Annotated in this window: 16 protein-coding genes and 1 tRNA gene; 10 read left to right on the top strand and 7 right to left on the bottom strand. The window is 47.1% G+C overall.

The genetic code is table 11. The features are described from left to right. Positions 1-94: 94 nt before the first annotated feature. From AACQ93_RS10185 to AACQ93_RS10145, 9 genes are all read left to right on the top strand, one after another. The gene (locus tag AACQ93_RS10185) at positions 95-1,231 is read left to right on the top strand and encodes a tetratricopeptide repeat protein (RefSeq protein ID WP_064604730.1); all 1,137 of its coding nucleotides are present in this window, start codon (positions 95-97) and stop codon (positions 1,229-1,231) included. 13 nt (positions 1,232-1,244) lie between these two features. Continuing rightward, positions 1,245-2,942, top strand: coding sequence for a lipoprotein N-acyltransferase Lnb domain-containing protein (locus AACQ93_RS10180; protein ID WP_064604728.1), 1,698 nt, complete (start codon positions 1,245-1,247; stop codon positions 2,940-2,942). A 14-nt stretch (positions 2,943-2,956) separates the two neighbouring features. Beyond that, complete coding sequence (locus tag AACQ93_RS10175) at positions 2,957-4,081, top strand: hypothetical protein (RefSeq protein ID WP_064604726.1); 1,125 nt, start codon at positions 2,957-2,959, stop codon at positions 4,079-4,081. A 231-nt stretch (positions 4,082-4,312) separates the two neighbouring features. After that, the gene (gene astE, locus AACQ93_RS10170; RefSeq protein ID WP_064604724.1) at positions 4,313-5,359 is read left to right on the top strand and encodes a succinylglutamate desuccinylase; all 1,047 of its coding nucleotides are present in this window, start codon (positions 4,313-4,315) and stop codon (positions 5,357-5,359) included. Between the two features lie 124 nt (positions 5,360-5,483). After that, the gene (gene btuC / locus AACQ93_RS10165; RefSeq protein WP_064604722.1) at positions 5,484-6,476 is read left to right on the top strand and encodes a vitamin B12 ABC transporter permease BtuC; all 993 of its coding nucleotides are present in this window, start codon (positions 5,484-5,486) and stop codon (positions 6,474-6,476) included. A gap of 49 nt (positions 6,477-6,525) precedes the next feature. After that, positions 6,526-7,287 (top strand): vitamin B12 ABC transporter ATP-binding protein BtuD, encoded by a 762-nt coding sequence (gene btuD, locus AACQ93_RS10160; protein WP_084419098.1) that lies wholly within the window; start codon positions 6,526-6,528, stop codon positions 7,285-7,287. Between the two features lie 90 nt (positions 7,288-7,377). Further along, on the top strand, positions 7,378-9,174 hold the full coding sequence (locus tag AACQ93_RS10155) for a M3 family oligoendopeptidase (protein WP_064604720.1): 1,797 nt from the start codon (positions 7,378-7,380) through the stop codon (positions 9,172-9,174). Positions 9,175-9,452: 278 nt separating this feature from the next. Beyond that, positions 9,453-10,976 carry a DUF1800 domain-containing protein gene (locus AACQ93_RS10150; protein ID WP_064604718.1) on the top strand — a complete coding sequence of 508 codons (1,524 nt, stop codon included), beginning with the start codon at positions 9,453-9,455 and terminating at the stop codon, positions 10,974-10,976. Positions 10,977-10,979: 3 nt separating this feature from the next. Then, entirely contained in the window at positions 10,980-12,287 is a 1,308-nt protein-coding gene (locus tag AACQ93_RS10145; protein WP_064604716.1) for a DUF1501 domain-containing protein, read from the top strand. Between the two features lie 138 nt (positions 12,288-12,425). Here the strand turns inward: AACQ93_RS10145 and AACQ93_RS10140 are convergent, their stop codons facing one another. The 7 genes from AACQ93_RS10140 to AACQ93_RS10110 form a co-directional block, all read right to left on the bottom strand. Then, complete coding sequence (locus AACQ93_RS10140) at positions 12,426-13,832, bottom strand: YfcC family protein (protein WP_064604713.1); 1,407 nt, start codon at positions 13,830-13,832, stop codon at positions 12,426-12,428. Between the two features lie 71 nt (positions 13,833-13,903). Next, positions 13,904-15,013, bottom strand: coding sequence for an NAD/NADP-dependent octopine/nopaline dehydrogenase family protein (locus AACQ93_RS10135; RefSeq protein ID WP_064604710.1), 1,110 nt, complete (start codon positions 15,011-15,013; stop codon positions 13,904-13,906). A gap of 182 nt (positions 15,014-15,195) precedes the next feature. Continuing rightward, positions 15,196-16,143: a LysR family transcriptional regulator gene (locus AACQ93_RS10130; RefSeq protein ID WP_064604708.1), complete on the bottom strand. Its 948-nt coding sequence runs from the start codon at positions 16,141-16,143 to the stop codon at positions 15,196-15,198. Positions 16,144-16,326: 183 nt separating this feature from the next. Continuing rightward, a complete protein-coding gene (locus tag AACQ93_RS10125; RefSeq protein WP_064604705.1) occupies positions 16,327-18,015 on the bottom strand; it encodes a methyl-accepting chemotaxis protein in 1,689 nt (562 codons plus the stop codon). 276 nt (positions 18,016-18,291) lie between these two features. Further along, positions 18,292-19,950 (bottom strand): putative transporter, encoded by a 1,659-nt coding sequence (locus AACQ93_RS10120; RefSeq protein ID WP_007469827.1) that lies wholly within the window; start codon positions 19,948-19,950, stop codon positions 18,292-18,294. Between the two features lie 515 nt (positions 19,951-20,465). Beyond that, entirely contained in the window at positions 20,466-21,155 is a 690-nt protein-coding gene (locus tag AACQ93_RS10115; protein ID WP_064604703.1) for a TSCPD domain-containing protein, read from the bottom strand. A 14-nt stretch (positions 21,156-21,169) separates the two neighbouring features. Continuing rightward, complete coding sequence (locus tag AACQ93_RS10110; protein ID WP_064604701.1) at positions 21,170-23,320, bottom strand: adenosylcobalamin-dependent ribonucleoside-diphosphate reductase; 2,151 nt, start codon at positions 23,318-23,320, stop codon at positions 21,170-21,172. 449 nt (positions 23,321-23,769) lie between these two features. On the opposite strand from AACQ93_RS10110, the gene AACQ93_RS10105 reads away from it, so the two are divergent. Next, positions 23,770-23,843: transfer RNA gene (locus tag AACQ93_RS10105), tRNA-Cys, on the top strand. Positions 23,844-24,032: the final 189 nt, after the last annotated feature.

The raw sequence follows: 24,032 nt of genomic DNA, 5'->3' as shown, positions 1-24,032 counted from the left end.
GAGGCGATAATGATGCCAGTCAATTATTGCTTGTGGGAATGTACGTATGATTCCGGCGTCGATGGATAAAACAACGCCTGGAGCCATAATTATAATGCTGAAACCACCATACTCTAAAAAACTATCCCGCAGCCTCTTTTTGTTGTCAGGCTTACTGATTGTAAGCGGCACAGCCAATGCCGGTTATTCAATTGTTCGTGTTAAATGCGATAAGAATGACACTGAAACCCGTATTTTTATTAACAACGAATATAAGGGCACATGCCCAAAACTGGACATCCCGGTCAAGGCTGGAAAGTCGGCATTGCGTGCGCAAAAAAAGGTCGATGATGAACATGAACAGATTTTTGTTAAACAGCTAAATGTTGTTCAAGGTGTCCCTCAGCGTATTGATGTTGTATTGGGAGCGGTTGAGTTGACCGCGAGTGCTAAAAAAGCACGACAACGAGCGGCTGAAAAACAATTACGTCAAGCCGCACAAGCTGATTTGATAGCAGCTCGTAGCGGTGATGTGGACGCAATGGCTCAAATGGTGCAGCGTTATACCGTCGGCGAAGGTATCGCAAAGAATTTGAATAAAGCCCGCTATTGGCAACAGAAGCGCGAATCAGTGCTGGCCGAAATGGATCTGGCAGCAGCTAAAGCCGGAAACATAACAGCTATGACGAAACTGGTTAAGCGTTATGAAGAAGGTAAGGGAGTCGCACAAAGTGACGAGCAGGCTCAGCTTTGGCGCAAGAATATTGAGTCTGCAAATGCACAGGCTGAATTAACTTCGGCTAAAGCAGGCAATGTAAAAGCCATGGAATCTGTAAGCAAGCGATATAAGACTGGTAAAGGTTTCGAGCAAAGTACAGAGCAGGCTCAGTATTGGCAAGAGAAAATCGATGAAGTAAAACAACAGAAAGTAGCTCAAGCCAAGCGTAAAGAAATTCGTAAAGAGATTGATGGCATTTCATACACCCGCTTCCTGGAGGGTGGGATGGAAATTATCTCAGAGGAGGAAAATCCTTTCGCTATCACTCTTGGAGGGCCTTTGGTTTCAGCTTCGAGTACCTTGCTTGATGTTATTTCAACGCCAATTAACATGACCCGCCAGGTATACCTTTCGGAGCAATTAGCTGCGCATGCTTCAGCGTGGGCCAAGCCTGACTCAATGATGGCCAAAGCATATCAGCAGCAACAGATCCGCAATGAACAGTCTGATGACCCGCTATTAGCATCACGGTGAGTCGGACATCACGATGAAACGATTAATTATAATTATCACCCTGCTACTGGCAGGGTGTGCTCAACAATCTGTTCAGCAAGTATCGAAACCAATCTCAGCAAGCGACTGGCAATTACTAGAGGCACAGTTATCAGCTGTCCCAGCTGATGTTTACCTTGCTATTGAGCAGGAGGCTCAGGCCCGTATATCTCAGGCTAATTCATCGGAAAGACAGCCTTTGTCTGGCAAGAAATTATTGGTTGAGCTTATTCAGTCTGCTGATAATCCTGTGTTGGTTGCTGATGAATCTTTTTACCAGCTAGATGAGGTTGTCAGCGGTAGTGAACAAGGTGCCTCATCATTTGCTGAAGTATTATCAGACTATCTGTTGCAGCCAGATTTTGCCTGTCGTCAGCCAGTTTTCGCCCGTTATTTTCAGCAGCGTTATCAAGTTCAGGTGACAGCTCTTAAATGTCAGGACAAAGTTCCGTTTTTTGTCGTTGACCGCTATAAAGGCGGAAAGATTGCTTGGGTAGCACCGGAGCAGGTCAGTGAAATTCATCTGCTTTTTGCCGGAGAGGGTAAGAACTTAAGTTCTCGTTTCGGGCATGTTGCACTGCGCCTGGTGATTTGTCCTGAAGACGAGTCTGAAAAAGGACGGCCAGTAAAAGAGAGTTGTGACACTAACGTTTTCGAGCACCTTGTTCTCGGCTATATGGCACACATTGATGAGTTTGAACTGGATACGGTGAAAGCACTGTCCGGGCAATATAATGCCTACCTTTTTGCGTTTCCGTTTATTGATGCTTACCGTGATTACGCTATCAGCGAATTTCGGGAAGTCTATTCATTGCCGCTGAACCTGAATAAACATCAAAGCGAACAAATGGTCAGGGAACTTGCTGACATCCACTGGCGATATTCCGGGGAATACCGCTTTTTCAGTAAGAATTGCGCATCCTTGTTACAGCAAAATCTGCGCTCATTGATGCCGCAAATCAATACCGATGAAGCGCTGAACGAAGATTTCATCCGTCCCGATAAGCTATTTGCTGCAGCCAGAACGTCACCGCTGGCTCAGGGGGACAAGCTCAACTCATTAGAAAAAGCCGAACAGCAGGGGTATTACTTCTCAAGCACAGAGTCGTTTTATAGTGATGCCGTCGATTTAGTTAACGAAGCGATGAGTTATCCGGCTTTCTCGGATATGGAAAGCTACTTTAGCATTTCTCCAGAGCAGAGGATGAAAAATATCAAGCGGGATTACCGTTACTATTCCCGGCTCAAGAATGACAAGTTCCTGCTTAATGGCCAGATTCTGCTGGAAGAGTTGGCTTTTGTTCGTGCTGAGCGCCGGATGATGGCAGAAGGAACACGGTATTTTAAGCATCTGGATGATCAGGCCAGGATCGATCAAATCCACGGTCAGTTAAACCCTGAGCAAAACAAACTGTTTGATGCCTGTCTGTTACGACCTGTGAAACAACTTACCCAGCCGGTAGTCCGTTTGCCGGGTATTCCTGAGCATGCAGACATTCCAGAGTTGCCATCAACACCTCGATGTAAGAGTTATGAAGCTCGTAAGCAATTGGTTGGCATTCTTTCTGTAATCAATATTGACGAGCAGGAAAAATCACAGTGGTTGCGTGTTGTTGCTGCCACACAGCAGATGAATGCCACTATGAACAACATCCTCGAGTTAAATCAGCTTAAGCCGAAAGCGAGGCGATAATGCAAAGAGATAAAATGAAATCATTTATCAAGCCGGTTATTGTTGCATTCAGCCTCTTGTCGGTTACAAATCATGCATACTCCAAGGCCGCTGACTCGAATCAGCCTAGTGAGCAGGAAATGAAAGCCATGCTGGACATGCTTGACCAATTGGATGAACTGGATCGCATGGATTTTCGTGAAGCTTTACGGCAGGCAAGCAGCTGTATTTCAAGTCGTCTTTATTCATGTGCGCAAGAGAAGCTTTCTGAAGCGTCGGAGTATGCGAACAGTGAATCAGACAAAGCCCAACTAGCGCGGGTCAGGAATGATCTTGAGTCCGAACGTAAACTGGAAGCCAAGGAAATTGCACTGGCTAAACAGCGTAAACGCGAAGCTGAACGTCGAGAGCGCGAAAGACAGCGAGAGGTCGCACGGTTACGCCGCCTTGAGATGGAACGAGAAATGGAGTCTGATGATAACTTAGCGATGAACACATTCATGCAAGGTTTGTCGCAGGGACTATCAGATCTTGCTGAAAGGAATGCACAGCGGAATCTCGAAATTAATTCGGCGATACGTCAGGCCAATGCGATACAGGAGCAACAGCGACGTGAATATCTTGAAGAGCAGCGTCGAGCCAGAGAAAGAGAGGCTGAGTGGCAACGCAAGCAACAGCGTTATGAAGATCAGCAACGTGCTTTAGCTGAGCAGAAAAGAAAGGCTGAACAAGAACGCAGAAGAGAGCTGGAGCTGGCTCGCAAGCGTGAGGCGGAGAAATTGGCCCGTCAGCGCGAGCAAGAACGCCAGCGACAGGAAAAGGAACGTCAGTTGCAGGCTGAAAAACTGGCTAAACAGCAAGCCAAGAAGGCTTATCTTGATAAGTTGCTTTCCGGTACACGCTTGGGGGCGATGAACTGCTATGGTGAAATTCACATTGGTGGCCAGTTACCGAAAGTGAAACCTAAAGCGGTAGGATGCGTGGATGTTCATTATCGGGTCAGTTGCCCGGTAAGTGCTCGTTCAACGACCGGTGTTCTGGATTACTTTACCAGTTTTGATATGGGCTGTTTCGGTGACACCGATAAGCTCACGTCAGATTTAGGTTGTAAAGCGGAAGAGCTGAAAGTCAGAGCGGTTAAAGTTACCGAGTGCCGTTAATCTTAGTCAGCTTTCTGTCAGATAGAAGCTGTTGAATAGAAAGGGGAGTTGTGTTTGTCACGGCTCCCTTTTTGCTTCTTATATCTTTTCCCTTCCAGCTTCTTTTTCCTATCTTTTTCCCGTTATTGAATATCACAAACTTAAAATAATAATGTTACAAGAGTGTAACCTTTCGGTATATTGATATGTAGTGACATCCACTGAATAACAGTAATAACACGGAGGTTATGTATGGCGTTAGTACGGCAGGTCAGGGACGGAGACTTTCTAGGCGCGACGCTGGATTTATCACAACCCTTTGAAACCGCTGAATGGACAGTTTCATCCGGAGTTCAATGCCAGCTGTTAATGCGTGGTGTGCTTCAGTTGACACCACCAAATATCAAGGGGACAGAGAAAGACATTGTGCTTTCATCCGGTATTCACGGTGATGAAACCTGTCCTATCGAGTTGGTGCAGAGGTTAGCGGAAGGGGTTTTGCAGGGGCGGGTTATACCGGCTCACCGAATCTTATTGATTATCGGTCACCCGGAAGCCATCAATGCTCAGACCCGTTATATCGATGAAAATATGAACCGTCTTTTTAAAGGCCACAATGAAGAGCGCAATGTTGACTGTAAAGTTGCAAATCAGCTCCAGAAGGTAATCAGTCACTTTTTTGCCGGTTCAAGAGCGGAGAATAAAGACCGCTGGCATTTAGATATGCACAGCGCTATTCGAGATTCAAAGCATTATACCTTTGCGGTTAGCCCATTTACCGCTAAACCGACCCGTAGTAACCGTTTGTTTTCCTTTTTGTCGAGGGCCGGAATTGAAGCCGTGTTGATGTCAAATGCATCTTCGCCAACATTTAGTTGGCACAGTGCGGAGTATTATGCCGCTCAGGCCTTGACGTTGGAATTGGGAAAAGTCGCAGAATTCGGCGAGAACGACTTGTCTTCTCTGGAGCCATTTTATGAGGCTCTGCTTGCATTGGTAACCGAGCAGGAACTTCCCTCTGAATGGCAAAACGATGAGCTCAAAATCTATAAAGTTACTCGGACACTGATTAAACACTCAGAACAATTTTCTTTTACCTTCCCAGATGAGCTCGCCAATTTCACATTCTTTGAACAAGGGAAATTGTTGGGAAGCGATGAGGACGTCGAGTACTTTTCTCTGTCAGGCGGAGAGGCGGTAGTGTTCCCTAATTCCCGGGTTGCGCTCGGGCACCGGGCATGCCTTCTTGTTCAACAGGCGGATGTAGATCTTGGCGAACAAGTGACGTTACGTCAGTAAATCGCTTCTAATCTGGTGAAAAGCAGGCAATTGACTGATATATAATTCAAATTACAGGTAGTCTGCTTTCCAATCTTACGGTGAGACGGTATGGTTAAAGCTTCCTTTTTACCGTGTTCGACCAATGCATTTAAACGATCTTATTTCTCGCCAGCAGGCAAGGTGGAAGTTCAGCTTTATTCTGATTGCAGTCGCTTTGCTGGCCGTCAGTGTTTTTTCTCTCGCAGTCGGTGAGCTGTTTATCCTGCCCTGGGCCCCGGACGGCGGTTTAGAACAGCAGTTATTGTTGCAACTACGGATGCCAAGGTTATTGGCCGCGGTTGCTATCGGTGCCTCCCTTGCTGTGTCAGGTGCAGTGCTTCAGGTGTTGCTGGGGAATCCTTTAGCGGAACCTGGTGTGTTAGGAATTTCCGGTGGCTCAAGCCTGGCTTTGGTTATCGTGCTGTTCGCGCTACCTTTTGAGCCAGCTCCTGTCGTTATGATGCTGGCTGCGATGGCCGGTGCCTTGTGTTTTACATCGGTCCTGGTCGGATTATCACGACGACGTAAGGTTTCCACCGCCAGATTGCTGCTAATTGGTGTCGCTCTTGGCATCCTGTCCGGTGCTATTGTTACCTGGGCATTTTATTTTAGTGATGATCTTAACCTGCGCCAGTTACTGTACTGGCTGATGGGCAGTGTCGGCGGGGTAAGCTGGACACATCTTTCTCTGTTGTTGCTGGTTATTCCTGTTCTCGTCTGGCTGTGTTTGCAGGGCAAGAAAATGGATCTGCTGATGTTGGGGGAAGGGCAGGCCAAGCAGCTGGGTCTGAATGTTGAGGCGTTTCGCTGGCGTTTGATTTTAGTCGTTTCGCTGCTGGTCGGTGCCGCTGTAGCGCTGGGTGGTGTTATCGGCTTTATCGGTCTGGTTGTGCCTCATTTGCTTCGCCTTGCATTGGGAACAGAGAACCGTTTTTTGTTGCCGCTGTCTGCGATGACAGGTGGTTTGTTATTAGCAGTTGCTGATACTGTGTCCCGGATTATTTTACCTTCTGCAGAACTGCCTGTCGGGGTGGTGATCACCAGTATTGGTGCACCTGTATTTATCTGGATGCTGCTAAGATCCCAAATCGATTGAGTTTCTCGTCATGACATCACAAAGCAAATATCAAAAGAAGGATGAAAGGGTGATCTTAGAGGTTAAAAACCTGGCAATGCCACCGCGTTTGCTACCCGTGTCTTTCTCAATTGACGCAGGAGAGATTGTTCACTTGATTGGTCCCAACGGTAGCGGGAAAAGTACTGCGTTGTCGATGCTTTCCGGCTTGTTTGACGGAGACGGTGAGATCAATCTGCTTGGCAAGCCAATTGCTGACTATGATCTTCAGATGCTGGCAAGAATGCGTTGTTATCTTGCCCAGCAGGATCGCCCGGCATTTTCAGTTGGTGTCTACCATTACCTTTCGCTGGCCTTATCCGCTTTGACAGAGGCTGTGCCTGAAAAAATCCAGGAAGCCTTAGACGAAGTATGTCAGGCACTCAATATTGCCGATAAGCTGACCCGTAATATTCAGCAATTATCTGGCGGTGAATGGCAACGTGTTCGCTTGGCAGCGGCGTGTTTGCAAGTCTGGCCTACACTGAATCCTGAAGCAAAGTTGTTGCTCCTCGATGAACCTGCCGTGGCGCTGGATATAGGACAGGAAGCCGCGATGTATAAGCTGATCCGTATGATGGCTGGAAAAGGCATTGCTGTTGTGATGGCTAACCACGATTTGAATCGCAGCCTTCGTGAAGCCGATAAAGTGATGCTGTTGAAAAACGGCTCCTGTGTGGCGAAGGGGGCTCCGGATGACGTAATGACTGTCGAGCGGCTTGAACAGACCTTTGTAACCCGTGTCCAGCGGGTAGAACATGACGGAAAGTCATGTCTGATTTTTTCTGATTAAGTCATACCCAAGTGATCTCATTCTGAAAACGGTAACCTGAGACCATTTGGGTATAGTTACTTAAAACTATTCTCAATAAAGGAGTGATAAATGACTGCACCAAGCTGGGATTTGTCGATTGCCTACCAGGATCTTTCCGATCCGAAAATTCAACAAGACATTAAAACAATCGAAGAAAAAACTAGCCAGTTGGCGTCTTTAAATCCGGACGGTCTTGATGATCTGATGAAGGCGATTGTGCTAAAGGATCAGCTTGCAGTTAAAGTTCGTACTTTATCAAGTTATGCCAATTGTTTAACGTCAGTTGATGCCGCGAATGATGGTGCGAAAAAACTGTCAGGTCAGTTGGATCAGTTATTTTCGAAGTTTGAGCAGGCGCTTAATCCGTATTTGCAGGCTCTGATTAATTTGGATGACAGTGATTTTGAAGCTGTGCTCGCTGGTAACCAGGAAAGCGGCAGTCTGGCGCATCACCGTTTTCGCCTCAAACGCGATCGCCTGAAGCGAAATCGTCTGCTTTCTGTTGGTGAAGAACAGTTGCTGTCTGCAATGAATGTGGATGGACGAAATGCCTGGGGACGTCTTTACGATAATCTGACCGGTAGTTTAAAAGTGACGCTCCAACTGGCTGACGGCAGTGAAGAAACGATGGGACTGTCGCAGGCGGCCAGCATTCTTTATGGCCCGGATAGTGAACGTCGTGAACCGGCATGGCGAGCGATTTCTGACATCATGGAAGTACATGAGCAGACCTTCGCCGCTATTCTTAACGGTCTCGCGGGTGGGCGCTTAACGGAGTATGAAAAGCGCAGCCACACCGATCAGGTACATTTTCTTGATTCTAGCCTGCACACCAGTCGTATTGAGAAGCAAACACTGGATGCCATGATTCAGGTTGCCAGAGACAATCAGCTTGTCGGTCGCAATGCCGGGCAGCAAATGGCAAAACTGTTTGGAACAGACAAGCTCAAACCATGGGATGAGCTGGCTTCAATGCCTGCACTGCAAGGTAGTAAAGGTGAAAGCTATAGCTTTGAGCAGGGTATTGCGATTATCCGTGATGCGTTCGCCGGTGTTGATCAGGAAATGGCAGATTTTGTCGACATGATGGTCGAAAGGAAGCTTATTGATGCTGCACCTCAGCCGAAAAAACGTTTAGGTGCTTACTGCACTAAGTTTGTTGATACTCGAACGCCTCTGGTCTTTATGACCTGGGGTGGCAGCATGTCGGATGTTCTTACTCTGGCGCATGAATTGGGTCATGCTTTTCACAACTGGGTAATGCGTGATATGTCTCTGGTGGAAACTGAGTACCCGATGACACTGGCTGAAACGGCATCTATTTTTGCTGAGAATATCGTTCGTGATGCGCTGCTGGAAAAAGCCCGGAATGATCAGGACAAGCTGATGATGCTGTGGGAAGAAGCGCAGTCGGCTCTGGCGTTGATGGTTAATATTCCAGTTCGCTATGAGTTCGAAAAAGCCTTCTACGAACAGCGCTCAAACGGTGAATTTACACCTGAGCAGCTAAAACAGCTGATGTCAGAGACCTGGCGTGAGTGGTATGGCGATGTGATGGACGAAACCAATAGCATGTTCTGGGCCAGCAAGCTGCACTTCAGCATTCCTGAAATCAGCTTCTATAACTATCCATATCTGTTCGGTTATCTGTTCAGTAAAGGTGTTTATGCCCAGCGCGAAGCGAAAGGTGAGCAGTTCTATTCGGACTATAAAGCCTTGCTGCGTGATACGGGTTCTATGACAGCCGAAGAAGTGGTTAAGAAACACCTTGGCATGGATATTCGCCAGCCGGAGTTCTGGCAGCAAAGTGTTGATATGGTAAAACAGCAAATTGATGAGTTTGAGCGATTGATTAGCAAGCTATAATTATGCGCTGAATATTTTAGTCCCAAAGCCCGGATTATTTTCCGGGCTTTTTAGTTTTATTGGTTTGTTTTTCAGAGACTGCTTTGGGCAAAACATCACATTATTTCCAGTCAGGCCTAATTGTTTTGCATCAGTGCAGACTTAATTCGTTACCTTTATTCCACAAATAATTAATTCCTTCCTGGTATTTCTTTTCTTTAATTCAATTCAAATAAGCTTAGATATGCAGCTACTAGTCATTTGATATAACAATTCCAATAGAGAAAGAGGACGTCACATTGGCTATTCAAAAGGAAGACAGGGTACAGGTTGCTAAATTTCTGTACCGGGCAACATTTGGCCCCAAATCGGGTGAGATTGAATCCTTAAGTGCAATGGGAATTGATGCCTGGTTTGGTGAGCAATTTCGTTTGGCTCCCAGTTTACACCGTCCATCAGCAGAAGCATTTGCTTCGGCAAGCGGGACCTCTTTGGGAGAAGGTGTCCGTTTAAGTGCATGGTGGGCCAATACTCTTGAAGGGAAAGACCAATTACGTCAGCGAGTGGCTTACGCATTGAGTCAGATCTTCGTGGTGTCTCGCTCTGGCGGACCGGATTCACAGGCTTTGGCGGAATATTATGATCTACTGGTTCAACATGCTTTCAGTAATTTTAGGGACATATTAAAAACCGTCACGTTGAGTCCGGCCATGGGCAAATACCTTACCTTAACCGGCAGTAAGAAAGCAGATTCGGTGAAAAATACTTTTCCGGATGAAAATTATGCTCGTGAAGTTATGCAATTGTTCAGCCTCGGGTTATGGCAGCTGCATTCTAACGGAATGCCAAAACTGGATTCGTTCGGGAATAAAATTCCCACCTATACCCAGGAAGATGTCGAGGAGTTGGCTCGAGTGTTTACAGGCTGGCGTAAGGATACATATTTGAAACCAATGTATTCGGTTAATCGATGGCATGACACCGGTGAAAAGAAAGTCCTGGGGCAGGTTTTTGCACAGGGGCAGACGGCAGAACAGGATTTGGAACAGGCCATTGACCTGTTAGTTAACCACCCGAATACCCCGGTATTTATTTCAATTCTGTTGATTAAACGATTGACCATCAGCAATCCGCGGCGAAGTTATATCGATCGAGTGGTCAAAGTATTTAAGGATAATGGTAAAGGTGTACGGGGCGATATGGAGGCCGTAATCAAAGCCATATTGCTTGATGAAGATATCCTTGCAGGAAAAGCCATGGCTGATTATCAAAATACGGGTAAAAGCAGTCGCAATTTTGGCAAGGTAAAAGAACCGATAGTTGCTATGGCTAATTTATGTCGGGCGCTGGATGTCAAAAGCAACGATCCGGAGCGCTGGTGGGATTTCGCATCAAGTCAGAAGAATTACGGCCAGGCACCGCTCAGGGCACCCAGTGTGTTTAATTTCTATGAGCCGGATTATGCTCCCAAGGGGGAAATTAACGACAAACTATTATCATCACCAGAGTTTGGCATTTTGTCGATGGATGTTGTTCGGCGAATATCGAACCGAATGTGGATTTGTATCGCCTCATCGCAATCGACAAATAAGAAAAAGTGGTCGTGGGATCGCAGTGAATATGAACGAACAGTGAGTCAGCCCGATGAATATGTCGCATTGGTTAATGAGCGCTTGTTCGGAGGTTTGATGTCATCTGAGCTTTCCTTGTTTCTGAAAGGGATGCTCGAAGGCCTTGAGCTGAATAACAAATCTGCTGACAGAAAAATAAAGGACACACTGTTTGCCGTTCAATGTTCCCCTGAATTTCGTTGCCAGGAGTAAGCTATGAAGATCACACGACGTAATTTTCTCAAAGGAAGTGCTGCATTAAGTGCGACATCATTGGCTCCGGCAGTGACAGGAATCAATATTGCTCATGCGCAGGAAGGCGATTTTAAAGCCCTTGTTTGTATTTTTCTGTTCGGTGGTAATGATGCTTATAACATGGTCATTCCGGATAATGATGCGGAATATTCGGATTACTTGAATGCTAGGCCTGAACTGGCAATTGTGCGGGAAGAGGCCGTTAGTATAGGTATTGCGACTGATAACGGCGTGCCTTTGGCCTTACATCCATCAATGAAAAGTTTGCAGGCAGTTTTTACCGAGGATAAAAAAGCGACGGTTATTGTCAATTCTGGGCAACTTGTTGAACCTGTTATTGGTAGTGCAGTTGCTAATCCGGAATTGCCCGAATTCCTGATGGCTCATAACTTACAGCAAACCATGTGGCAGTCCGGTGCGGAAAATATGAAGGACAAGTTAGGTTGGGCCGGGAGAATGGTTAGGGATATGCATTTACCGGGTTCACTTTCTCCGCTGATTTCACTAAATGGTGAGAAGAAGTGGCTGAGAAGTGAAAACCATGAACAGTTGGTGTTGACCACAGACGGTGCGGGTGAATACAGCGGCTTGAAAACCCCGGAAAGATATGAAGCTATGCTGCGTCATTTCAACGAAAAGTTCAGTAACCTGTATGCGGATATTTACTCTGAAACGATGGCTGACAGATATTATGACAATGAAAAAGCCAAAGAGGCACTGGGCAATGTCGGTGAACTGACCGGATATCCTGATACGCATTTAGGCCACTCGCTACAAACTACTGCGAAATTAATCCGATCCAGGGCAGACCTCGGCCATCAGCGTCAGATTTATTTTGTCGGTTTAGGTGGCTTTGATACCCATAAAGATCAACAGGCCAAGCATGCAGGTTTGTTGCAGCAGGTATCTGATGCGATGGCGGCTTTCTACCTGGATATGAAAAGCATTCAGATGGCAGACAAAGTAACAGCGTTTACCATGTCTGATTTTGGTCGTCGGATAATGGCCAATGAAACCGGTACGGATCATGGCTGGGCAGGGCATCAGATTGTTGTCGGTGGTGCAGTTAAAGGCGGTAAAGCTTACGGCAAATGGCCTGAACTGGTACCGGGCAGTCAGTATGATTATAAGAATGGTCGTATTGTCCCGGAAATTGCAGCAGATCAGGTAAATGCCTCGCTAGCTCGCTGGTTTGGTTATCAGGGAGCATTGACTGATTTATTCCCGTCTTTGAAGTCGTTTAAGTCACATTACCTCGATTTCATTTAACCAGCAGGTGTGATCAAGTACTTATGCTGACAGGAATTATTAAAGGGAAAGCCAGACACGAAGTCTGGCTTTATTTTGATAGCCAACTGAGCTATCGCGTTGTGGAGAGTTTATTCGAATATTTTAGTTATCAGCGGGCTAGCCCATCATGACGCCGATACTCAACAGCACCATTACCATAGCTGTCAGGATACCCAGCAGCGGGCCAATGAATCGCAACCAGGATGAGTAAGCAACACGACCGATTGCCAGGCCACCCATCACGACGCCGGATGTCGGGGTAACTAGGTTAGGCAGGCCGGAAGCTGATTGATAAGCTGTCACTACCAACTCTCGGCCAACACCGGCAAAGTCGGCCAGTGGTGCCAGAACCGGCATTGAAAGTACCGCGAGGCCGGATGATGATGGCACTACCAGACACATTACGGCTTCAACCCAGTAGATAGCATTGATGAAGGCAACGTCGTTTAGTCCGCCCAGTAAGCCTTCTGCATAATGAAGGATGGTGTGAGTGATGTTGCCGTTATCCATCACCACAACCAGGCCTCGGGCAATGGCGATGATCAGTGCGACGCCAAGTAAGTCTCGGGCTCCATTAACAAAGCTGTCGGTGATTTCCACTTCTGACATACGGCCGACAAAGCCAACCAGGATACTGGAGCCGATAAACAGGGCAGACAGTTCCGCCATCCACCATCCGGCAACGGACACACCCCACATCATGACCGCAAAAGTCAGGCCGAAGATAGCTAGAACGGCTTTACGGGTATTGGTCAGTTCCGGTGTCTCTTGTTGCTTGCTATGAAGGAAATGGTTGAGATTAGATTCTCTCTGGTTTGCAACAATGGATAGCTCCGGATTACGTTTCACTTTTTCGGCATAGCGCATCACGTAAATCACGCAAGCTACCCAGCCCAGAACCAAGATAATCGCGCGAAGGGCGAAACCTTCCATAAAGTTGATTTCAGCTGCGTTGGAAGCAATTACTGTAGCAAACGGGTTGATGGTTGAGCCCAGACACCCGATACCGGCACCAATCATGATAATGGCAACACCGACAATACTGTCATAGCCTGCGGCTATCATTACAGGGATGAGCAGGGCGTAAAATGGGATGGTTTCCTCTGCCATGCCATACACAGTACCGCCCAGAGCGAATAGTCCCATCAGGATAGGGATCATCCATTTTTCACGTCCGGCCAGGCGTTTCATGGTGCCGGCGATACCTGCATCGATTGCACCGGTTTGGGTGACAACTGCAAGGAAGCCGCCGATGACCAGAACGAACAGTGCTACATCAACAGCACGCGCCGCATAGCTGCTCGGGTCATAGAAACCCTGAATCGGAGCCATCAGGATGTCGACGAAACCTTGTGGATTGGAGTCCACGGTTTGATATGTGCCGACCAGCGGTACCATGCGCCCCAGCGTTTCATTGGTTTCCATCTGATACTGTCCAGCTGGTATAACCCAGGTCAGAACAGCCATTAAAACGGTCAGAATCATCAGGATTGTGTAGGCAGAGGGAAATTTAATTTTTGTCATAGGGATGTCCTCTTGTTTCAAATGGGGCTTTCGCCCCATAAACGGGTAGTGACCAATAGTGGCCCCACCTTCTAATTAACGAAGTCCATGATTTCTTGAGCTGACATGTTGTTTAAGCCCATTTGTTTCAGTGTTCTTCCTGTTTCGAAATAGTTGGTTTCGTTATAGGCGTTATCGATATGCAGGCAGGAGGTAATCATTGGAGTTTCAACACCAACCAGCTGACCCAGTTCATAGCAAGGAACCAGCAGGAAGGCTGCGTCTTCAGTGATGTAACGGTTGCTGGCTGAATTTGGCGCGCTGTTGAGTTTGCCGTGGGTTTCAGAGGTGCGGTTTACCTCATAAACACTCTTACATTCCATATCGTATAAAGCATTCATGGCCTCTAGTTCAGGAAGCAGTTGCAGACCCAGCGCTTTACCGATTGACTGGCGTTCTGTTTCCATCACAGCCGCAGCTTTTGCGGTTGATACAGAGCAGCAGTCTTTGTAGTAATTGAATTGGCCGTCATAGTTTTCCAGTAGCCCCATATTGAGGGTGGTGAGCAGAGGGTGGCCACCGAAGTTGATATTTTCCAAACCCGCTTCAAGCACATTATCGAGAGGCTTGAGCGGTAGTGGCATTACCGGCTGAAGGGCATCAATCGCATCTTGTGTACGGCTTGCCGGGAAGGCGGCAACTGGCAAAAATTCCTTCATCCCCAGGATGGCGATTTCCGCTGGGCCGACAATTCGGGTTGCCCAAGGGATAGAGATGGCATCGACGAATGTCAGGTCAAGGTCTGCATAGCCTTGCTCTTTCTTAATGCGGTTCAGAACCAGAGAGCCATAGTTACCCGGCATCAGCATAATGATCTGGCCATTACGGAGATGGGGCAGCATGTTGATAAACAGCGGTTCCTGAGCAAATGAAGGGACGGGTAGTACCAGCATATCGGCATAAGCAATAGTTTCAGCCAGATCCCGGCTGATTTTGTCGATCTTCTGGAAGCCGTCATAGGTAAGCGGGACATCATTGAAGCTGTCCAGCGCCCGGATACCGTCTTGCTGCTCGATATCAGTCAGTGGTTGATCGAATCCCGGAGCACCATAAAGGCAGACATCTGCGCCTTGCATAGTGAAGTGGTAAGCGGCTGTTAAACCTGCATTGCCAGAGCCGATCACGGATACACGAGGGTTCATAACTTCTTCCTTCTTGTTATTTGATTTATCTGCTTTCCAGACTAAGGAAGATGGGCGTATTGCTGCCAATGACGAAGGCGGGGACTAGTATGCAAAAAGGTAATGCTTAGCGAGCATCACCTTTTTAATTAAATGAAAAATAAAGGTTTTTGGTTGGCTTCTGATTATCGATTACTATCAGGTTAACTGTGATCTCTCGCTGTTAACCGCTCATCAAGGTCGCGCATCGGGCCGATTTTGAGGTAAATATCCATCTGATCAGCAAGCAGCATAAATTGCTCAATGAACTGTTCGGCATGGCGATGAACTGGCTTTAACGCCGGATAAAGAATGTCAAATTCAAACGGTAAGCTGAAGACCAGCGGACGCATTACAACCTGAGGGTGTTCGTTTTCCATATGGGCAGTGAAAGGGTCGGTGATAGCAATACCGACGCCTTCTCGTACCAGAGCGGCGGCAGTGCTGGCGAGGGAGACTTCGATCTGCTCAATGGTAGAAAGATCATAGCGTCGCAACAGAGCATCAATTCGTCGCTGGGTTACATCTTTCTCATGGCGGATCAGTACCTGTCCGGCGATATCGTAGATATCAATTACAGAACGCTTAGCCAATGGAGAGTCTGCGGGCAGCAGGCAAACGGATTCACATTCCACTCTCTGTGCTTTTACACCAGCCAGGTGCTCATCGACAAAAGCAAAGCCGATATCCGTAGTCTGGCTCTGAACCCGGCGGATCACGTCTTCCGAACGATAGGTTTTGAACCCGACTTTCATCTTTGGTGCCTGTTTCAGAAACGTTGCCAGAATACGGGGTAGGAAAGCATTAGAGAGCAGGGGCATTGCTGCGATATTCAGGCTGCCGAAGTGGCGGGAGCGGATTGAGTCGGCAGCATTATCCAGCCCTGAAACTGCATCGAATACTTTCGCCACTTCCAGATAAAACGCTTGCCCTTCATCACTGAGTTCAAGACGGTTTCCTTTGCGGATAAACAGCTTAAAGCCAAGGCGTTGTTCAAGCCCGGATAAGAGTCGACTTACTGCAGGTTGGCTAAGACAGAGGCGTTCAGCAGCGGCAGTAACAGTCTGGCATTCGACAACGGCTTTAAATGCATTGAGTTGGGTTAATTTCATAACAGGTCTGCTCCGTAACACATTGAATTACGGTAACAGAAGCAGAAAATGAATACCTTGAAGCCGTTTTGATAATTTGCATATTATGCAAATTAATTGAGGTGCATTCTTTAGATAGAGCGGTCGCTGAAATAAAAAAGCCAGACATCAGTCTGGCTTTGGGTTTAAGTCCGATAGTGAGTTTTATTTGATTTTGAACTGGCCAACAAGATGCTGAAGTTCTGTTCCTGCGTGGTTCAGTTCGTTGACTACCTGTTCTGATGTGCTGCCGGCTTCAATCAATTCAGAAACGATATCCTGAATGGCAACCATGTTGCGGTTGATTTCATCAGTTACCGAGCTTTGTTCTGTTGCTGCAGTTGCAATCTGGCTGGTCATATCATTGATAGCTTCAACGGCGTTAGTAACCGAAGACAGGCTGTCGGTGATTGAGTTCGCTGCACCTACGGCTTCGTTACAGGTTGACTGGCTGTGGGTCATCGAAGACACGGCTTGAGAAACAAGAGCATGCAATTCATCAAGCATTTCTTTGATTTCCTGAGTACTCGACTGAGTACGGCTTGCCAGCCCGCGTACTTCGTCGGCAACCACTGCGAAGCCTCGACCTTGCTCACCGGCACGTGCTGCTTCGATTGCTGCGTTCAGTGCCAGCAGGTTAGTCTGTTCTGCAATTTCACCGATAACTTTCAGTACATTGTCGATCTTCTGTGACTGCTGGTTCAGAGAGTGGATGTGCTGAGCGGCCTGATCCACTTCATCAACAAGGGCTGTGATAGAGACTACAGAAGTGTCAACACGTTGCTGTGCAGAGTGAGAATCCGTGCTGGCTGCGCTGGTGGCATTGGCAACTTCGTTAGCATTCATTGCTACTTCGCTGGCCGCTGAGCTCATTTCAGTTACCGCTGTAACGATTTGCTCTGTTTCGTTGTTGTGCTCCTGAAGCTGTTGAGTCAGGCGGGTAGTTTGATCATGGATGTTGCCCGCTGCGCCATTAACGTTTTCAGTTACATGAGAAACTTGAGCAATGATGGTTTGCAGTTTTTCAACAAAGCGGTTGAAAGCACTACCCAGTTCCGCAATTTCATCGTGGCCTTGTACATCCAGACGACGGGTCAGATCACCTTCACCATCCGCAATTTCGTTCAGGGTTTGAGCCATATTTTGAACTGGGCGTGTCATGCGGCCGGCAACAAATAGGATACCGATAACCGAAACGGCGACCAGAACCAGTGCGCTTAGTAGAACCAGCTTAAAGCGTTCTTCCATGCTGTTTTTCGCCTGTGCGTGGTATGCCGCAACTTCAGTGTCGATATCATCGATGTACAGACCGGTACCGATGAACCACTTACCGTTGTTCACTGTGATTGCGTAGCTCAGCTTAGGCTGAGGTTGACCGCCACTGCTTTTCGGATAGCTGTAGCCGACAAAACCGCCACCGCTACGTGCTGCCTGGATAAGTTCTTTGATGTAAGAAACACCGTTAGCATCTTTCAGGTTCAGGCGGTTCTGGCCATGATTCTTAGGTGATGTAGCGTGGGCCTGGTTCACACCGTTCATGTCATAAATAAAGAAGTAACCAGAACGATCGCTGGAAAAGCGCAGCGGCGTTAGTAGCTCGCGAACTTTTTGCAGTGCGACTGTCGGGTTGCTGTGTTCAGCAAGTATTGCATCGACGCCATGTTGAGCAACGGTAACTGCATCCTTGAGTTTTTCCTTACGTTCTTGTATCAAACGCTCCTTGTAATAGGTGACTTGTTCGTCTAACGCTTTGTTTTCCAGAGATACAACAATGCCTATTGAAACGCCCATAAAAATGAACATTGGCAATAAGCTAAGTAATAGCAACTTGCTCTTTAGTTTTAGTTTATTCATGACAACTCGGACTCTTCTACTGATAGCTAAAATAAGTTAACGCGGCATACATGCCGTCTATTTGGTCTTATTAATATCGGCTGAAAAATAAACTTCTTTATTGAGTGTCATGACAATTAGGCACACTAAGTCTCAAACTGATATGTCGCTCACAATTAATGTGCCTTTAAGCATTAAAGTGCCAAGAGATGAAGATAGACAAGAAGGCGGTAAGTTAATAGGAGAGGAAAAAAGCAAGCCACCCGCCCATCATCTGGCAGATGACTTGCAAAGGTGCTACATAGCCCAGAGGAGGAGGGCAAGCAGCTGAGGAGATAAGATCCTCAAACACATTACAAGAGGGTAAACTGTGGCGTACGACAGTGCAGAAGCGCCACTGGTTGAATGCAGACTGTTAGCAAATGCTAGGGCTGGTGGATCAGTCATCGAGCCAGCGAGCATTCCACAGATCGTCAGGTAGTTCATCTGACCGAATAAACGAGCAATGATGCCGACGCTGATAAGCGGAATGGAAGTAATCAGAGCTCCATATCCCATCCAGCTCAGGCCGTCGCCGTTAAGCAGGGTATCGATAAAACCGCCGCCTGATTTCAGGCCGACTACAGCCAGGAACAGGACAATGCCGATTTCACGTAACGCAAGGTTGGCACTAGGTGGCATGAACCAGTACATCTTACCAATGCTGCCGATACGGGCCAGGATCAAAGCTACGATCAATGGACCACCGGCTAAACCAAGCTTTATTGCCGCCGGGAAGCCTGGCAGGTAGAAAGGAATAGAACCCAGCAGAACCCCGAGGCCAATACCGACAAACACCGGCAGCATCTGAACTTGTTGCAGTTTTTGATGAGCGTTGCCGACAATACCGCTCACAGCTTCAATCGCTTCCTGGCGACCGACAAGGTTAAGAATGTCACCAAACTGCAGGGTAGACTGGCTGGTAGGTACCAGCTCAACACCGGCACGGTTGAGCCGCGAAACAACAACGTCATACTTTTCTTTTAAATCCAGGTCGCGGATTTTTTTACCTAGTACTATTTCATTGGTTACAACCAGACGCTGAACGCGCAGTTCTGTTCCTCGGGTAGAAAGCGAAGCATCAACTTCTTCACCAATAACCAGACGAGCTCTTTCCAGTGCACGTTTATCACCGACTAGGTGGAGAAGGTCATTGGTTTCGATGCGTGTATCCGGCTTAGGTACATATAAATGTGTATCGCGCTTAAGGCGAGAGCAGACAATATCCCCCTCTGTCAGCGCCGGTACATCTTTAAGCAGCAGGCCGTTAAGGTTGGTGTTTTTAACTGCGACGTTGATGGTATGCAGGCTTTCTTTTTTATGACCGTGGTTGCGTTCAAAGTCATCTGCTTCAGCATCGACATCGACACGGAAAACTAATCGTAAAATCCACATGGTGAGCAGGATGCCGCAGATCCCGAAAGGATAGGCTACCGCATAACCCATACCCGTTAGATCAAGCATTCCCTCCTGAGCTCCCAGTTCAGACAGGATCTGCTGACCGGCACCCAGAGATGGGGTATTTGTTACGGCCCCTGAGAAGACACCAAGGATCACAGGTAATGGCACATCAAAAAGTTGATGCAGAATAATGGTTACGATGCAGCCAATCAGCACGACCAGGGCGGCAAAACCATTGAGTTTTAAACCAGAACTTCTGAGAGAGGCAAAAAAGCCGGGACCTACCTGTATGCCTATGGTGTAGACAAAGAGTATGAGCCCGAACTCCTGGATGAAGTGCAAGGTTTCAGCATCGAGAGCCAGGCCCAAGTCGTGAGTAAAGTGACCGACAAAAATGCCGCCGAACAGCACCCCGCCAATCCCCAGGCCCACGCCATAGACACGCCAGTTCCCAATCCAAAGTCCAAGCACCGCTACCAGCGCGAGTATGCTGATAGAGAGCGCAATGTCACTCATGGTGAGTCTCCTGATTAATGAAAAATCCTTTTTTACCGATGTCAGTTAAAACACTGCGAAGGCACACTTGAGATAAGCGTCATTATCAGCATCGGTTATGTGGCAACAAACCGTTGGGACGGCATTGCTAAGCCAGGGGTAGGCGAAAGAACTCAGTAAGAACTGATTTCGTTCAGGTGACGAAAGGAGTGGTTAGGGAGTTATGTCTACAGCTGGTGATATCTCTTTTATCAATAATTCATACCACATTGAGAAACCAAATAAATTCACAAAATGACCATCTGAGTTATCGATGCAGTATGCCCTGTCGGGATGTTGCCTTAACTTGATTAATATTATTACCTCAAAAGAAACAAGGATTTAAGTGGCTGTTTGGAAAAGTGTGCTATAGACCGGAATATAGGTTTTATTCGATAAGTGCATGTTAAGTGGTGGTAATAATTGTGTGATAAATGGCTGTTTAAAACAAAGCTGCCCTCAGGCAGCTTTGAAGAAGAATAGTAAATCAGGTTGGGTTAACCACACTTTGAATCACCGCAATTCAGGCAGGTTTGGCAGCCATCTTTGATGATGACTGATTTAGCATGGCATTTAAAGCAAAGCGTCGCGCTTGGTGGGAAGCTGCCATAATCGTCTTCTTGTTCGTTAGGCTTGCTTGTCAATTCAGCTTTTTTTGCATTGATGAATGCTTGTTGATGTTCATCAGGTTCAGGTTTACTCAGCATGCCGATTTCAGTCAGGTGTTGTTCGATGACATTACCGATTTCTGCAATTAGTGAAGGGACGTATTTCCCTTTGTTCCAGTAACCGCCACGAGGGTCGAATACGGAACGTAACTCTTCAACCAGGAAGGTGCAATCGCCGCCTTTACGAAATACTGCCGACATAATGCGGGTAAGGGCTACGATCCACTGGTAATGCTCCAGGCTTTTTGAGTTGATGAAAACTTCAAAAGGACGGCGAACTTCATATTCAGTGCCTTCGTTCAGAACAACATCATTGATAGTGATGAACAGCGAGTGCTCTGAAATATGTTCCGGTGTTTTGAGTTTGTAAGTTGTTCCCAGTAGTTTCTCAGGGCGGGGCATTGATTCATGCATCTGCTCAAGCTCAACTTCCGGCTTGGCTGGTGAAGCGGGCTGAGCTTCCTGCTCCTTACGTTTTACTTTGAAGCCAACAATTTTACTGTCGATTTTTTTTACCATGATATTTCGCCTGCTTAGAATTTACCGTAATAACCTTCTTTGAGCGCATCGTACAGATTTGCTGCGGTGTGAGTTTCGCCGTCGTATTCAATCTCTTCATTACCTTTGGCTTCGATCGTTGAGCCATCTTCCAGGGTGAAAACATAAGTCGTGTTTTCAAGATCTTTTTCTTTCACCAGTACACCCTGGAAAGCTTCGGGATTGAAGCGGAATGTCGTACAGCCTTTAAGTCCTTTGTCGTAGGCATCCATGTAGATGTCTTTAAAGTCTTCGAACGGGAAATCGGTCGGTACGTTAGCCGTTTTAGATATCGACGAATCTATCCAGCGCTGAGCTGCCGCTTGCACCTCGATATGCTGGCTCGGGGTAATATCATCGGCGGTGATGAAATACTCCGGCAATTTTGAATCGTCATCTGTGCTGTAAGGCATGGCTTTGGCATTAACCAATTCGCGGTAAGCCAGCAGTTCAAAGCTGTAGACATCAACACTTTCTTTGGTTTTCTTACCCGGCACGATGACGTTTCGGGTGTAGTGGTGGGCAAAACTTGGCTCAATGCCGTTACTTGCGTTGTTACCCAGTGATAAAGAAATTGTACCGGTCGGAGCGATAGAGCTGTGATGGGTGAAGCGAGCACCATGTTCAGCAAGTTCATCAACAAGAGCTGGTTCTACTTCTGCAAGTTGCTGCATGTATCGGCTGTATTTTGCATGCAGGACTTTACCTTTTACTTTGTCGCCGATTTTGATGTTGTCCTTCTTCATTTCAGGACGTTGGCGCATCATTTTTGTGGTGATTTCAAATTCTTCTTCCATCACCGGAGCTGTGCCTTTCTCTTTAGCCAGGCTGAGTGCTTCTTTCCAGCCGGTAATTGCCATCTCCTGGGCGATTTGCTCAGTAAAGGCGACTGAGGCAACACTACCGTATTTATGCTTAAGCATGGTAGTTGTAGAACCCAGTCCTAGGAATCCCATGCCATGTCGGCGTTTGTGTTCAATTTCATGGCGTTGTTTTTTCAGCGGTAATTTGTTGATTTCAACAACGTTGTCCAGCATACGAGTAAAAATAGCGACGACGCGGCGATAAGCATCCCAGTCGAAGCTGGCGTTATCGGTGAAAGGCTCGCGGACAAACTTGGTCAGGTTCACAGAACCGAGCAGACAAGCTCCGTAAGGGGGAAGAGGTTGCTCGCCGCAAGGGTTGGTAGCGCGGATTTCTTCGCAGAACCAGTTATTATTCATCTCGTTGACTTTATCGATCAGGATAAAGCCCGGCTCGGCATAGTCATAAGTCGAGGTCATGATGATGTTCCACAGGTTACGAGCCGGAATAGTGCGGTAAACCTTACAGGCAACCCGGCCATCAGTGTCTTCGACCAGATCCTCTCTCGTTGGCCAGTCTGCCCAGACGATCGAATCATCATTCTGTAGATCAAGTTTGTCCTGACGAGCTTCTCTGGCCGTTACTGGGAAAATCAGTTGCCATGGACGATCATTTTTAACGGCATCAATGAAATCTTCGGTGATTAAAAGGGACAAATTGAATTGACGCAGACGACCATCTTCGCGCTTGGCGCGGATAAATTCGATAATGTCAGGGTGGCGGATATCCATTGTTCCCATCTGAGCCCCTCGACGTCCACCCGCGGAAGAAACGGTAAAGCACATCTTGTCGTAGATATCCATGAAGGATAGCGGGCCGGAAGTGTAAGCGCCGGCTCCGGATACGAATGCACCACGTGGGCGCAGGGTTGTGAAATCATAGCCGATGCCACAACCGGCTTTCAGGGTCAGCCCGGCTTCGTGTACTTTACCGAGAATGTCGTCCATCGAATCCTGGATGGTACCGGAAACAGTACAGTTAATGGTTGATGTTGCTGGTTTATGTTCGAAAGCTCCGGCGTTAGATGTAATACGTCCGGCAGGAATGGCTCCGTTGCGAAGTGCCCAGAGAAATTCGTTGTACCAGTGATCTCTGGCTTTCTCTTCTTCTAAATCTGCAAGTGCGCGGGCAACACGTTTGAAGGTATCGTCAAGCGTGACGTCGATGGCGTCGCCATGTTTGGACTTCAGGCGGTACTTACTGTCCCAGATTTCGGTCGAAGTGGCTTGGTAAGCGATATCAATTGACTGAGATCCTTCATTCGCTGTGGGTGTTTTTGCCATTATGAGTGCACCTTATGTTTGTCTTTTGTACAACACATGGGATAGGTCGGAATTCACTTTCCTAACTTATGTTAATAGCACATCATTGAGCAGGCGATGTGCTATATTGTGGTTTGGTTGCAATCAAACCACTATATCTTGTTGTTTTCAAGTCTTGACACTGTGGTTCGTTAAGATTGGTTCATTAATTAACTATCAGTATAGGTGCAAGAAAAACGTCACAATTTTTCAAGCGACCTCTGTGATAAGTCATCAGGAAGAAGTTATGGCTCACTTACATAAGCTGATGGCAAAAATGACAAGATGATGGGGAGTTGAGCGTTTGATGCGTTCTGGTGGCTTTTTCTATGAAAATTACTTGTACTAAAGAACTGAATATGGATAATTCGCTTCGTCTTCACGAAGAGCCAAATACATCAGGCATTTCAAAAGAACTTCAAACTATCGAAGGCGCGTTGGCAGAGTGGCTATGCAGCGGATTGCAAATCCGTGGACCTCGGTTCGACTCCGGGACGCGCCTCCATTTAACATCCCATTGACCGTTTAAAAACTTCTCAATTTGCCTCATGTAATACGGCGCGACACCTTCCTTTAGTCGTACAGGCTAAAACAATATCTTTATTAGTTTAAGACGTCGGGTCTATTCCTCTTTATTATTCCAATTCGTAAAATTAACACTTCATTTAAAGCGCTCTTGCTTTAATCTACGTTT

Origin of the sequence: Photobacterium sp. J15 (assembly GCF_963870815.1) — a bacterium.
GTDB classification, from domain to species: domain Bacteria; phylum Pseudomonadota; class Gammaproteobacteria; order Enterobacterales; family Vibrionaceae; genus Photobacterium; species Photobacterium marinum.
This window is presented reverse-complemented; position numbering and strand designations above follow the sequence as displayed.

What these genes read in the sequence shown, in the direction of transcription:
- AACQ93_RS10185 (WP_064604730.1), top strand. Translation starts at nt 95, where the DNA reads ATGCTGAAACCACCATACTCTAAAAAACTATCCCGCAGCCTCTTTTTG.
- AACQ93_RS10180 (WP_064604728.1), top strand. Translation starts at nt 1,245, where the DNA reads ATGAAACGATTAATTATAATTATCACCCTGCTACTGGCAGGGTGTGCT.
- AACQ93_RS10175 (WP_064604726.1), top strand. Translation starts at nt 2,957, where the DNA reads ATGAAATCATTTATCAAGCCGGTTATTGTTGCATTCAGCCTCTTGTCG.
- astE (WP_064604724.1), top strand. Translation starts at nt 4,313, where the DNA reads ATGGCGTTAGTACGGCAGGTCAGGGACGGAGACTTTCTAGGCGCGACG.
- btuC (WP_064604722.1), top strand. Translation starts at nt 5,484, where the DNA reads ATGCATTTAAACGATCTTATTTCTCGCCAGCAGGCAAGGTGGAAGTTC.
- AACQ93_RS10155 (WP_064604720.1), top strand. Translation starts at nt 7,378, where the DNA reads ATGACTGCACCAAGCTGGGATTTGTCGATTGCCTACCAGGATCTTTCC.
- AACQ93_RS10145 (WP_064604716.1), top strand. Translation starts at nt 10,980, where the DNA reads ATGAAGATCACACGACGTAATTTTCTCAAAGGAAGTGCTGCATTAAGT.
- AACQ93_RS10140 (WP_064604713.1), bottom strand. Translation starts at nt 13,832, where the DNA reads ATGACAAAAATTAAATTTCCCTCTGCCTACACAATCCTGATGATTCTG.
- AACQ93_RS10135 (WP_064604710.1), bottom strand. Translation starts at nt 15,013, where the DNA reads ATGAACCCTCGTGTATCCGTGATCGGCTCTGGCAATGCAGGTTTAACA.
- AACQ93_RS10130 (WP_064604708.1), bottom strand. Translation starts at nt 16,143, where the DNA reads ATGAAATTAACCCAACTCAATGCATTTAAAGCCGTTGTCGAATGCCAG.
- AACQ93_RS10125 (WP_064604705.1), bottom strand. Translation starts at nt 18,015, where the DNA reads ATGAATAAACTAAAACTAAAGAGCAAGTTGCTATTACTTAGCTTATTG.
- AACQ93_RS10120 (WP_007469827.1), bottom strand. Translation starts at nt 19,950, where the DNA reads ATGAGTGACATTGCGCTCTCTATCAGCATACTCGCGCTGGTAGCGGTG.
- AACQ93_RS10115 (WP_064604703.1), bottom strand. Translation starts at nt 21,155, where the DNA reads ATGGTAAAAAAAATCGACAGTAAAATTGTTGGCTTCAAAGTAAAACGT.
- AACQ93_RS10110 (WP_064604701.1), bottom strand. Translation starts at nt 23,320, where the DNA reads ATGGCAAAAACACCCACAGCGAATGAAGGATCTCAGTCAATTGATATC.